This window comes from Niastella populi, from assembly GCF_002078015.1.
Lineage (GTDB): Bacteria > Bacteroidota > Bacteroidia > Chitinophagales > Chitinophagaceae > Niastella > Niastella populi.
In genome coordinates this window covers 15591-29047 of the sequence record NZ_LWBP01000213.1, presented here as the reverse complement: position 1 = coordinate 29047, position 13457 = coordinate 15591, and the positions used below count along the sequence as shown (strand labels likewise).

At 48.1% G+C, this 13457-nt stretch carries 10 protein-coding genes; 3 read left to right on the top strand and 7 right to left on the bottom strand.

All coding sequences use genetic code 11. From position 1 onward, the window contains the following. Window positions 1-7: 7 nt before the first annotated feature. On the bottom strand, window positions 8-484 hold the full coding sequence (locus tag A4R26_RS27375) for a hypothetical protein (RefSeq protein ID WP_081169723.1): 477 nt from the start codon (window positions 482-484) through the stop codon (window positions 8-10). A gap of 109 nt (window positions 485-593) precedes the next feature. Here A4R26_RS27375 and A4R26_RS27370 point away from each other — a divergent pair, with 109 nt between their 5' ends. Beyond that, complete coding sequence (locus tag A4R26_RS27370; RefSeq protein ID WP_081169722.1) at window positions 594-1598, top strand: helix-turn-helix transcriptional regulator; 1005 nt, start codon at window positions 594-596, stop codon at window positions 1596-1598. Window positions 1599-1741: 143 nt separating this feature from the next. On the opposite strand, the gene A4R26_RS27365 is transcribed toward A4R26_RS27370, so the two are convergent. The 6 genes from A4R26_RS27365 to A4R26_RS27340 all read right to left on the bottom strand — a co-directional run bounded on the left by A4R26_RS27365 (window position 1742) and on the right by A4R26_RS27340 (window position 7657). Further along, window positions 1742-2647, bottom strand: a complete 906-nt coding sequence (locus A4R26_RS27365; RefSeq protein WP_081169721.1) for a hypothetical protein — start codon at window positions 2645-2647, stop codon at window positions 1742-1744. Between the two features lie 174 nt (window positions 2648-2821). Continuing rightward, a complete protein-coding gene (locus A4R26_RS27360) occupies window positions 2822-4069 on the bottom strand; it encodes an RNA polymerase sigma factor (protein ID WP_081169720.1) in 1248 nt (415 codons plus the stop codon). Window positions 4070-4122: 53 nt separating this feature from the next. Next, window positions 4123-4461 (bottom strand): YciI family protein, encoded by a 339-nt coding sequence (locus A4R26_RS27355; protein WP_081169719.1) that lies wholly within the window; start codon window positions 4459-4461, stop codon window positions 4123-4125. A 210-nt stretch (window positions 4462-4671) separates the two neighbouring features. Further along, window positions 4672-5148, bottom strand: coding sequence for a carboxymuconolactone decarboxylase family protein (locus A4R26_RS27350; RefSeq protein WP_081169718.1), 477 nt, complete (start codon window positions 5146-5148; stop codon window positions 4672-4674). A 181-nt stretch (window positions 5149-5329) separates the two neighbouring features. Beyond that, a complete protein-coding gene (locus A4R26_RS27345; protein WP_081169717.1) occupies window positions 5330-5581 on the bottom strand; it encodes a hypothetical protein in 252 nt (83 codons plus the stop codon). A gap of 63 nt (window positions 5582-5644) precedes the next feature. Beyond that, the gene (locus A4R26_RS27340) at window positions 5645-7657 is read right to left on the bottom strand and encodes a S8 family peptidase (protein ID WP_107685916.1); all 2013 of its coding nucleotides are present in this window, start codon (window positions 7655-7657) and stop codon (window positions 5645-5647) included. Window positions 7658-8385: 728 nt separating this feature from the next. Here A4R26_RS27340 and A4R26_RS27335 point away from each other — a divergent pair. Both A4R26_RS27335 and A4R26_RS27330 read left to right on the top strand, forming a co-directional pair. Further along, window positions 8386-10215 carry a glycoside hydrolase family 35 protein gene (locus A4R26_RS27335; protein ID WP_081169740.1) on the top strand — a complete coding sequence of 610 codons (1830 nt, stop codon included), beginning with the start codon at window positions 8386-8388 and terminating at the stop codon, window positions 10213-10215. A 58-nt stretch (window positions 10216-10273) separates the two neighbouring features. After that, window positions 10274-13450 carry a SusC/RagA family TonB-linked outer membrane protein gene (locus tag A4R26_RS27330; protein ID WP_081169716.1) on the top strand — a complete coding sequence of 1059 codons (3177 nt, stop codon included), beginning with the start codon at window positions 10274-10276 and terminating at the stop codon, window positions 13448-13450. Window positions 13451-13457 lie beyond the last annotated feature (7 nt).

Sequence of the window (13457 nt, the reverse complement as noted above, 5' to 3'; positions counted from 1 at the left end):
GTTCTATTTATAATTTTATTATGCGTATCTGTTGTTTGTGCACCCTGCGTTGCAAAAGGTATTGCTGGAAGTTATCGATCAATGTTTCACCGCCCGATAAATAGAAGGTGGCATTCTTCCAGGCCATCCAGCAATTGGGATGCATATCATCCATCCATTCAATGGCGTTGTATGCCGGTTTTTGCGGAAGCTCAGGTACACTGTCAACGAGCAGTTTCAACATAGCCAGTACGGCTTCATAGTCGGGGTGTAATTCAAGTACGCCGAAATATTCATGACCATTGTGCAAAGCGATCTCTTTTAAGGCATTGAAGATCTCTACCGTTGATTCATCGCCTGCAAAGAAGTGATGCGTGGTTTGATAGTTGTACAACTGTTTTGCCTGTACCATTATTTCAGGGTCGCTGTCTGTCAAAGGCATTAAATAGAAGTTATCCGGCTCTTCCGCTTGCAACTGGCCTGAACGTTTAGATATGTTAAACATTGGTATATGTTTTATTTGCGGATCAGATATTTTACCTTTACAAAAATAGAAAGGGGCTTCCGGGGCATTTTTATATAATACGGATAAAGATTTACATTAAACGGATTATATGGGTGTTAATGTTATCGATGAAAAGGGCAGGATGTACGAGGTAGGGGATGTGTTTAGCCAGGCTATAGTTGAACAGCCGATAGTTACTGAACGCAGGGACGTATATAGCTTTCCATTCGGTGATGCTGAAATGGTACAACTGGCTTTTTCAGGTATTTACATTGTGTATGGCGATATGCGGCTGTATGAAACCCTGCGTTTGAATTATGAAATAACCGGCAATATCGACCTTGTTGAAATGCATTTTACCTTACAGGGCGATGGCGTAATGAAGAACCTGCACTCTGGCAAAGAATATTACTTCAGGTCGAACGAACATAACATGCACTATACGCCGGTGCTGGCCGGTACCGGCAAATATGGTGGCGATATGCGCTATAAGTTCATGGAGGTGCATTTTACTACCCGTTTCTTCCTCGAGCTGGCAAAGGATAGTTGTCCTTCCCTCATGCGCTTTGCCGAATTGATTGCCAAAGGCAATGAGAATGACCTTAGCCGCGATAATATGCCTATTTCATTTGCCATGCATCAGTGTATTCATGATATCATGAATGTAAAACTTACCGGTGGCCTGAAAATGTTGTACCTGCAATCGAAATGTATAGAATTGCTGGCCATGCAGGCGCAGATGTATGAAGACGCCCTCAATACCACTGATCATACGCCATCCTTAATTGTAAAGCCCGGGCACGATACCGATAGCATCTATTTTGCCAAAGAATACCTGTTGCAACATGCCGCCCAACCGCCTTCTCTGACCGAATTGGCAAAGGTTGCCGGCATCAATGAATTCAAGTTGAAACAGGGTTTCAAATCGCTGTTCAACAATACCGTGTTTGGTTACCTTACCGATTATAAATTGAACCAGGCGCGCGATCTTATCGTCAGCAATATCCCCATCAAAGACATAGCCGACCAGTTGGGTTATTCTTCCGTACAACATTTCAACAGCGCATTCAGAAAGAAATTCGGCATTCCCCCCGGTAAGATGAAGAAAGGGTAAACCAATTAGCTAGTTTGATAATGCTGCCATTTCCGCGAGCCTGATAATTCTCAGACATCTGCAGCAAAAGCTGTATTTCATTATCACATTATCACCTGAACCGGCAACCGGTAACCGGCACTCCGGATCTGCTACCCGGCAACTCATCGCTGCAATCTCCAGATCTCTATATACGGAAAACAATTTCCTGCACAGCAATCGCCGGATTTTTGACCGGCGCGGCCGCAATCGCACCAGAATTTTTTATTGGCGTACAGCATGTAGTTGTCGAGCCCCCGCACACTGCCTTTGGTAATATTAACAGGGCCATTGGCATGCATTACTTCCCAGCCGAACTTACCAGGCACTTCTTCTAATTTTTTATTGGCAAAAAAGCGCCAGGGATGTTTATGCGTTTGATCGGCCCAATACACCTTCAGGTCGGCTGTATTGCGGTGGTCGAGCGTTAACAGCGCTGCATGATAGCCATCGCACACGGAAACCAGGAACACGCTGAAGCCGCGTTCCTTGCCTACCCGCGCCAGTAAGGTATTCCACAAACTTCTTTCCATTGCTTCCGGCGGTAACCCGCGCGAAACCGGGTCGGCCTTTGTTATAGGCACCCATTGCCCTTTGCGCACTGCTAAAAAACGCACCGTATCATAACTGCGGATATAATGACTATCGCGCAGGCGTTTGGCCAGCGCATTGATGTCGTTGTTGAAATAATAACCATTGAAAACTGCTTTGCGGCTGTATAGGCTGTCGGGGATAGACGATTCGCCAAAGAGCAACAGATCGAGCCCTGCCCTTACCGTATTGATGCATTTATGCCTGAACCCCGGCCGCCAGTTACTATCTTTGGGTTGTTCTTTCAGCGATGCATTGGCAATGAAGAATTGTTTCATTCGTTCAACGTCTTCTATATCGAACAGGGAGGAGCGTCTTATTGAGTCTTTGGGTTTTGGATCGTTGGCGGGCGGTTTGGGCGGCGTATTGAACGCCAGGTGCAGGGAGCCGGAAAAAACGGCAACTACAATAGGGTAAACGATCAGTAATGAGAATTTCATAAGGTGATTGAATTTAATGGTACGGTTATTTGATCGCATAACCAGCCCGTCAATAGTCTTAAAACGCCGGCACAGGCGCCTTTATGATGCGGTTCAGGTTATGGGCTCATGTAATGCGGGCGTAAAATTAAGAAAAAGACTATTGATGATTTAGGGATTTAAGATGGAAATTTCCTACTTCATCATGGCTATTTTTTCCTGAATGCCCTGCTTTTCGGTTTGGGTCTTTGCCAGGGTATATGCTTTTTGATAATGTGACAATGCCTTTTCCGCATGGGTACCGGTGTACAGTTCGCCCATCAGTAAATGATAAAAATGGTTTTCGACGGCCTGCAGTTGCGCTGCTTCCTGCAGGGCGGTGGCGCTTCCCTTTACTTTGTACAGGGCATAGAGGCGGTTAAGCGCAACAGCCGGTGAATAGTTGATCAGCAACAACCGGTCGTATAACTGTAAAATGCTTTCCCATTTAACCGGCGAATCTTCTTTTATGCAATGCCAGTAGGCAATACCTGCTTCAAGGTGATAAGAACTTATTTCATTGCCACTGGCAGCGTTGTTCAGGAAGTGAATACCCTGGTTGATCAGCGCGGCATCCCATAGGGAAGTATCCTGTTGCTCGTACAATACCAGCGTATCGTTATTGCTTACGCGGGCATTGAACCGCGATGAATGAAAACTCATCAGCGCCATCAGGGCGTTTGTTTTCGGTTGGTTGGTACGCTCGTATTCGATCAACAGAACACCCAGCCGCATGGCCTCTGCACAGAGGTCTTTCCGCAGAATGGTATTTTCCGTTTGTGAATAATAGCCTTCGCTGAAAAGCAGGTAGATGATATGCAATACGGTATCGAGCCGTTCGGCCAGTGCCTGGTCGCTCAGGGTATTGTCGATAGGCATCAGTTGTACGTTCTCGTTGCGGAGTTTTTCCTTTGCGCGGAAAAGTCTTTTGTTGATCGTTTCTTTATTGGTGAGAAAGGCTTCGGCAATTTCATCGATGCCAAAACCGCACAGGATGCGCAGGGCCAGGCCGATCTGCGCTTCGCTGGCAATGGCCGGGTTACAAATGGCAAACAGCATTTGCAACTGGCTGTCGCGGATATTTTGCTGGCTGAAGTTCATGGCATCGGGTTCCTGGTTGGCAGGTTGCAGCGCTTTTACACCGGGTATCACTTTTTGTTCGTAGATCTTGTGCCGTCTGAAATGGTACAGCGTTTTTTGTTTGGCAACACTGTACAACCAGGCGGCAGGGTTGGGCGGCATGCCTTTCATGCCCCAGGTTTCGGAGGCGGTAAGAAATGTATCGCTTACAATGTCCTCGGCTATTTCAATATGTTCAAGGCCATATTGCTTACTGATCACCGCCACCATTTTGGCGAATTCCTGCTGGAACAATTGTTTTAACGATTCGAATGCTTTCTCCATAGAGCTTAATAGTAAGGTGAGCCGCCCCCGGCTGGCAGACGGCTCACCTTTTTTTACTTATATAATGGTCTTACTTCCACGCTGCCATCGGCATCGAGGGCCGGACAACCATGCGCAAGCGTAACAGCTTCTTCAAGATTTTCCGCTTTTATGATACAGAAGCTGCCTAAAAGCTCCCTGATCTCAACAAAGGGCCCGTCGGTAACAACACCGCCTTTTCTCAATACTTTTCCTTCGCTGGCGAGGCGAATGCCGTTGGAAACGAATTTTTCCTGGGCTACTAAACCGCCAACCCAGTCCTGCCATTTTTGCGCAATAGCCTGCATTTCTTTGGGCGATACATTACTGTAATCATAACTCGGCTGACGGAAAATTAACATGAATTCCTGCATAAAGCTTATTTTTTGTTTGTGATTATTTGTTAATAGTGTGAAACATATTGAAAATAGTGAACAGTTACGGGTTCCAGGGTGCAGGTTCCAGGGCTTTAATTCCGGGGTTCAAAATTAATAATTGACAACCCGAATATTGAACACGCTGCGAACCATGCAACCTGTAACCTGAATTTCGCGCGGCATAGATAATAATCGTGCGCCTCGAAACTAAGAATTATGAACTTCATACTGTCCCGGCGTATAAGATCCAACCGCAGCCGGGTTCGGGAATGCGATATTTACCCGGTTATAACTATTGATAGCGATCACGGCAAAGGTGAGGTCTATTAGCTCTTCTTCTGTGAACTGTTGCAGTGCTTCATTGTATGTTTCATCATCGACCCTGCCGTTCAACTGTGTCAGCGCTTCGGCCCAGGCCAGTGCAGCGCGCTCACGGTCACTGTAAAACGGTGCTTCCCGCCAGGCATTCAGCACAAACAAACGTTGTACTTTTTCGCCGTTGGCCAGCAGGTCCTTCGAATGCATATCGAGGCAGAAGGCGCAGCCATTGAGTTGCGATACCCGGTAGTAGACCAGGTTTAACAGCGTTTGTTCAACCGGCGACCTTTGACAATAAGCTCCGAGGGTGTTCAGTGCTTTTAATGCGCGTTGTCCTTTTTCAAAAACGTTGATGCCTTGTTTCATGTTTTGTATTTTATCAGTATTGAATGTGTTCTATACATCAATAATGACCGGGACAAACCCAATTGGACAGGCTAAACAAAATAATTTATTTTTTTTTGTGGCGGGGGCGGGCGTTAAATGATAAAGGGTGAATTCCCCCCAGGAGAACCCACCCTTTTGAATTTAACGGGTAAGTGAAATATTATTCCAGTGAATTGAGCCGCTGGTTGATCGATATCGATGTTATCTGTTCATCGGCTTCGAGTTTTGCAAGTTCAGCCTCACTGATATCTGCGGTAAAAATATTGTCGGTGATCCTTTCACGTACAGCGATCCAGTCGGGCACGTATTTGGCTGAGCGCACATACACGATCACAGAAAGTTCCGCCTTCGCCTTATTTGCCGATGCGGCCTTTCCTGTTGTTTTCGACTTGCCTAGTTTGCGCTTCTCCATATTGTAATATACGAAAAAATCCTGTACTGCTTCAACCAGTACAGGATTTTAATGTGTGTTGTATTATAATGCCGCTTTCCTTTTCTTTTGTGTTGCTTTCCTTGTTTTTTTAAGCATTGGTTTTTTATGTCGCTTTTTGATCAGCTCCGGTGGTTCGGCTTCAAACGCCTTGCTTACTTTACTGGCGGCAGATACCGCGGCGGGTAATAAACCTATAATGGCCGGTACAAAGATGCGGCCGAACCCAAAACGTGCTTCCCATACTTTATCCGGCGGGCCGGTGCGGCCTTTTTTTGTAATGATATCACGCAGTTGATCAATGGTCAGTGATTTGTTTCTGGCTGCCGCAGCGGCAAACAACAGGGCAATACTGCCGGTAACTGCCGGCGCTGCCATACTGGTACCCGACATCATTATACGCTCTTTTTTGGTTGTTGAATTGGCGGCGAGAATATTGCTGCCGGGGGCGGAGATCTCCGGTTTCTTCCGGCCGTCGCGCGTTGGGCCTTCACTGCTGAACCACGAAATGGGAAAAGCCTTCTTTGTGGCGTCATACGAGCCAACGGTAATTGATTTATGGCCGCATGAAATGGAACCCAGCGTATGCGAATTGTCCCTGGCGCCGCCAAAAACCGACTGGCCTGAATCATCGCGTTCTATCCATGCATGAAAAGGTGTCGCTTTTGACGTGTGGTTGATAAGGCGCACCGTCCAGTTACCCGTGTTGCGTTCCTTCAGCCAGATGCCTATTACATTGTCCTTGTTGTTGGGGTCGTGTAACCGGTTGCTGATCACAACCTGCACATGTCCATTGGTGTCTTTAACCTGCCCGGTTTCGTTGGGTTCAACCGTTCCGAGGCTTTGCCCTGAAGGGTCTATGAGCTCAACCGACAGTTGATCGCTTCCCTTATACCAGATCTCCATTTCATTTTCGGTAAAGTCGTTGCCATCAACCAGCCACGAAAGATCGTGCGTGCCATTCGCCGGTACATTACCTGCCGCATGAATGCCATCATCATGCGAGTTGGAAGCGGCGATCACCACTGCACGGTTCGGTTTTTCCAGCAGCATGCCATCGATGGCTTTTTCAACGAGGGTAGAACCGTCGTGCGGTCCGCCATTGGTGCCCAGGCTGATATTGATAACGCAGGGCTTCTTGCCGGCCTGATCAAAAATATAACGGATGGCCTCTATCAGGTTCACCGAGTCGCCAAAGTTCTTACCCACTACATCGGGGCCATCCCATGGAATATTACTGGTGCTCAGTTGTACGAACAAAAGGTCGGCGGCAGGTGCAACGCCGGGTGCGCCTGAACCGCGGCCATTGCCGGCAGCAATGTCCATTACATGGGTGCCATGCGCCCCGGTGAATAAGGAAATGCCAAGGGCATCGTATGGTTTGGTGCTTTTAAGCGCTTTGTTGATGTCGTTGGCGGCGTGTAAGCGGCCGTAAGGAACCTCGTTGCCATTGTTGGTGGCCGTTTGGTCCCAGAATTTTACAAGGCGGGTTTTACCGCTTTTATCAATGAAATTCTGGTGTGCGAAATCGCAACCGAAATCGATGATGCCAACCAGTACGCCTTTGCCGCCCGTTTGTTTTGGCAGCGGCGCATACTTGTTGGCGCCGATATCGGGGATCGTATTATGTAATGCCGGTATTAAACGGCGGGCGCCTTTCAGGCTTTTTACAAACGGCAGGTTGCGAATGAACTCAATTCGTTTAATGGGTATACGGCCTGTAACTATTGCAGGCTCGCTGCCCCTTGCTGCAATTATTAAAGTGGGGTTGCGCACTTCGGTCAGCTCGTTCCAGGCGCTTTCACTGGTAACACTGGCAATAACGGCCAGTTCATCCTCGCTGGTTGAACTGGTTGGCGATTTTTTTATACCGCTCCGGTTCAACAAAATAGCCTGTTGCAGTTTGGGGTCCATCGGAGTGAGCTTTGATTCACCACTGGCGCTACGGCTTTTTGTAACCGGTAAATACCCTTTACTCATAGGGGCGGCAGGAGAAAGCGTTGTTTCATTGTGTACAGCAGCCGGCGTTGCCGGGGTGTTTTTTACAGTTTTGGCCATGTCATTACGTTTTGAGTTTACAAATGGCGTTTCCGCAGGCAGGAAGATTATGCGCTACATATCAGACGGGGCGGATTGTAATGAACAAGTTGCTAATATTACGTTGATCCGGAAAAATAACAAGGCGTGTTTTTCACGTATTTTGGAAAGAAGGGAATATCGATGTGCGTGGGGGTGAACTAAATCATGAGTAAGGTACGATGTTTTAGCATGTTTTGTGTATATATCCGTAAATATCATACAATGCCTGCCTTGTTAATTACAAATACACCTCACTGCCCGGTTGCGCAGAGATTATGATTTTGCCCCCCGTTTTATATTATTTTACCCCCCTTCCCGCAATATAATCCCCACTATTTTACATGGTCATTCGCCATCAGTTCTACTGCTACTACGTGTAACCATAACGATAAACCCAAAACCAACGACGAGGTTGCCATGCCCACTCTTCCCGCAAGCACTGCCCTGATATGCGTAACCCGGTATTCCCCGGGAATACTTTATGTCATGCGGTTTATGTCAAACAGACATTTATTTAAACGGCGCGCCGGCTGTTCCGGGTTGCCATACTATTTTCTACCAGCTATTTATACATTTCATTCACAGTGCCGGCCCTGCGGTGAGGTAGGTAACCTGGTATTTCAATAAACCGGATCACATCATTCTAAATGGAATTAGCAAAACTGTAAAACAGTTAAATACATAGGAGATCAAAAAAGGAAATGATTATGAAACATGTAGGACTTGTATTATTATTTTCAATGTGTATAATGGCTGTGTTCGCACAAAAAACGAAACACAGCTTTGAATTGTCAGACAGCGTTTTTCTGTTGGATGGCAAACCGTTCCAGATCATTTCGGGTGAAATGCACTATCCCCGCATTCCCCGCGAAGCCTGGCGCCACAGGGTGAAAATGGCGAAAAGCATGGGATTAAATACGATAGGCACTTATATTTTCTGGAACCTGCATCAGCCCCACGAAGATGTTTTTGATTTCAACGGGCAGAATGATATCGTTGAATTCGTAAAGATAGCGCAGGAAGAAGGATTATGGGTCATTCTTCGTCCCAGCCCGTATGTATGCGCCGAATGGGAATTTGGCGGTTATCCTTACTGGCTGCAGAATACCGCCGACCTGAAAGTGCGCAGTACGGAACCGCAGTACCTTGCGTCATACCGGAAATATATTCATGAAGTAGGCCGGCTGCTGGCGCCCTGGCAAATAAACCACGGCGGCAATATCCTGATGGTACAGGTTGAAAATGAATATGGCAGTTACGGCAGCGATAAAGAATACCTCGAGGTGAACCGAAAGTTGTTTGTAGAAGCGGGTTTTGATGGGTTGCTGTATACCTGCGATCCGGCGCCTGACCTGGTAAAAGGGCATTTGCCCGGGTTGCTGCCTGCGGTAAACGGGTTAGACAAACCCAGCGCCATTCGTAAACTCATCAATGAAAATCACAATGGAAAAGGCCCGTACTTTATAGCCGAATGGTATCCCGCCTGGTTCGACTGGTGGGGAACAAAACACCATATCGTTCCAGCCCATAAATATACCAAAGCGCTTGATTCGGTACTGGCTGCAGGCATCTCCATAAACATGTACATGTTCCATGGCGGCACTACCCGCAATTTCATGAACGGCGCCAACTATAAAGGCAACACGCCTTATGAACCGCAGATAAGCAGTTACGATTATGACGCGCCGCTCGATGAAGCGGGCAATGCTACGCATAAGTTTTTTGAGTTCCGGAACGTGATAAAGAAATACCTGCCCGCAGGCAATACGCTGCCAGACGTAGCGGCGGCAAAACCAACTATTGCCATTCCTCACATCCAATTCAATAAGAGCATTCCGCTTACTGCTGTTCTTCCGGCGCCGAAGCGCAGCGATGTTCCTGCAAGTTTTGAAAAGCTGGAACAGGCGTATGGATATGTATTGTACCGTACAAAGTTGAAGAACCCCGCTTCGGGCATGCTGGTCATAAAAGACCTGCGCGATTATGCGGTGGTGATGGTCAACGGGAAAACAGTGGGCACGCTCGACCGGTGTAAAGGGCAGGACAGCTTAATGATCACATTACCCAAAGGAAACGTAGTGCTCGATCTGCTGGTTGAGAACCTGGGCCGCATCAACTTCGGTCCCTTCCTGCTTGAAAATGAAAAAGGGATTACCAAAGGTGTTTGGCTGAACGGAAAAGAACTGAAGCGATGGGAGAACTATTCTTTGCCATTTACGAAGGCCCCTGTGATAAAGGCGGCAAAGCATAATGCTCAGTCAGCAAACGCTCCTGTTATCAGGGAAGCAACCTTCATGCTGGAGAAAACCGGCGATACTTACCTCAATATGAGTGCCTGGGGCAAAGGCGTGGTGTGGGTGAATGGCCATAACCTCGGCCGTTACTGGAATGTAGGTCCGCAGCAAACCCTGTACATACCTGCCGAATGGCTGGTAAAAGGAAAGAATGAACTGATAGTACTTGAAATGATAGAAACCGGAAAACAGGAATTGTCGGCATTGGAAAAACCGATCCTCGACAGCCTTACCATGCATTGATAAATAAATTGCATCGCCGGTCCATACCCTAACGATTGTATAAAACCAAAACACGCATATGAAAAGTAAAAAGCGCAAACAGCGCTGGCCGTTACCTGTAATGGCCCTGCTGCTTATGACCTGCCTTTGTTTGCCGGCTATGGCGCAGAACATAACAGTCACGGGTACTGTTGTGTCTGACTCATCCGAAGCCATGGCCAATGTGACCGTAACATTGAAGAGTGACCCCAAAGTATCGGTTGTAACCGATGCAACGGGGCGTTTCAGTATCAGCGTTCCTGCCAATGGCACGCTGATCTTTTCTTTTGTCGGGTACGACAAATACGAACAGGACATCCGCGGAGAAAGTAAACTGCGTATCATTCTTAAACATTCGGCTTCTGCCATGGACGATGTGATCGTTGTCGGCTTCGGGGGAAGGCAGAAGAAATCGAGCATGGTAAGCGCCATTACCACCATTAACCCCAAAGAACTGAAAGGCCCAACGAGCAACCTCACCACCATGCTGGCGGGAAGGTTATCGGGTATGATCTCGTATCAACGAACGGGAGAACCCGGGGTCGATAACGCCTCTTTCTTCATCAGGGGTATTACTTCGTTCAGTTCCGGCGGAAAGATCGATCCGCTCATTCTGATCGACGGTATGGAAAGTACTACCAACGACCTGGCGCGGCTGCAGCCCGATGATATTGCCGCCTTTTCCATTCTGAAAGACGCTACGGCAACGTCGGTATACGGCGCCCGGGGCGCTAACGGCGTGGTGCTGGTGACCACCAAAAGCGGCAATGAAGGGAAAACGCAGTTTAATTTCAGGGTTGAAAATTCGCTCTCAGGCAATACCCAGAACTTCAAATTCACCGACAATATTACCTATATGAAGCTGGCCAATGAGGCGGCCCTCACCCGGAACCCGCTGGCGCCCATACCGTATAGCCAAACGAAGATCGACGGTACCATAAAAGGCGATAACCCGCTCATATATCCCAGCAACGACTGGATAGGGATGATGATAAAAGACTATACCCTTAACCAGCGGTATAACCTCGATGTGCAGGGCGGCACCAAATTCGCGCGGTTCTATGTGTCGGGCACCTATAACGTCGACAACGGCGTGTTGAAAGTGGCCGAGTTGAATAACTTCAACAGCAATGTAAAACTGAAGAATTACACCCTGCGTTCGAACGTAAACCTGCAGCTTACCAAAACAACGGAGGCAATTGTTCGCGTATACGGACAGTTCGATGATTACCGCGGCCCGGTTGACGGGGGCGGGTCTATCTTCAACCAGGCGTTGTGGAGCAACCCGGTATTGTTCCCGGCGGTATACCCGCAAACCTTTCTTCCCCAGGTAACGCACCCCCTGTTTGGTAACGCACCCCGTCCCGGCCAGGCGGCCGATGCTGTAACCGGGTATTATTCTGCGGGCCAGTTGTACCTGAACCCGTTTGCGAATGCCGTTCGGGGTTATAAGCAATACAATTCATCGCGCATGCTGGCCCAGGTAGAGCTGAAGCAGGACCTGGGTTTTATTACCCCCGGGCTTAACGGGCGCGTAATGGCCTATACCAACCGGTACTCGTATTTCGATGTTACCCGGCAATACAACCCTTACTACTACCAGGCCAATACGATCGATGGCGGAAAATCAGTTACGCTTGCCCGTATTTCGGAGGGAACGGAATACCTGAATTATGCAGAAGGCCTGAAAGTGCAGAATTCGCGTTCTTACATAGAAACGGCACTCAATTATGCCCGCACCTTTGGCGGTAAACATGCGGTAGGCGGCATGCTCATCACACTCTTCAATAACTACCTCGAGGGCAATCCCGGTGGTACCCTGCAGCTCTCGCTGCCTTACCGTAACCAGGGTTTGTCGGGCCGGTTCACTTATGGCTACGACAGCCGTTATATGTTTGAATTAAATTTCGGTTATAACGGTTCCGAGAGGTTTTATGAGAACAGCCGTTATGGCTTGTTCCCTTCCGCCGGTATAGCCTGGAATATTTCAAACGAAAAATTCTTTGAGGGAATGAAAGATGTGGTATCGAACCTGCGCGTACGCGCTTCGTACGGCCTGGTGGGCAACGACCAGATTGGCGCATCGAGCGACCGGTTCTACTACCTGTCGGAGATCAACCTGAACAACGATGGCCGCGGAGCCAGGTTTGGCAATAACACCAGCTATTACCGCCCGGGCATCGGCATCAGCCGGTACGAAAATTACGACATCACCTGGGAGAAGGCCTATACGCAGAACTATGGGCTCGAGTTCAATCTCTTCAACGGGTTCAATGTAATAACCGAATACTGGAAGCGGAAGCAGGCCAATATATTGATGGACCGCGTTTATATTCCTTCAACCATGGGCCTGCAGTCGGCCATCAAAGCGAATGTGGGCGAAGCCACCGCGCAGGGCGTAGATTTCTCGCTCGACTATAACAGGAGCTTCGGCAACGATATGTGGTTGCAGTTGCGGGGAAATATGACCTATGCCACCTCTAAGTTTTCAAAATATGAAGAACCTGCCTATGGCGCGCACGAACAGCATCTTTCAAGAATAGGCCACCCGTTAACACAGGTATGGGGGTTGGTAGCCGAGCGGTTGTTCGTTGATGATATAGAAGTGGCCAATGCGCCTTACCAGAACTATGGCACGTATATGGGCGGCGATATCAGGTACCGCGATGTGAACCGCGATGGACAAATTACCAACAACGACCGGGTTCCCATCGGGTTGCCCACCTCGCCCGAGATCATTTATGGAGCCGGGTTCAGCTTTGGATACAAAGGATTCGATGTAAGCGCTTTCTTCCAGGGTTCGGCCCGCTCTTCCTTCTTCATCAATGCCGAAAATATTTCGCCATTTGTACTCAATGGCGGCGCCCAGAACGGTTTGTTGAAAGTGATCGCGGACGACCACTGGAGCGAAGACAACCGCAACCTGTATGCACTGTGGCCCCGGTTAAGCGAAACGTTTATCAATAACAATAACCAAACCTCTACCTGGTGGATGCGCGATGGAACATTTGTGCGCTGTAAGAATGTAGAGGTAGGTTACAACTTTTCAAAAAAATTGTTGCGTATGGGTCATTTAAGAAATGGGCGTATTTATATCAACGGCACCAACCTGTTTGTTTTAAGCCGTTTTAAAATGTGGGATCCCGAGATGGCCGGTAACGGGTTAGGTTACCCGGTTCAGAAAACATTTAACCTGGGACTTCGCCTGTCACTTTAACCATTTT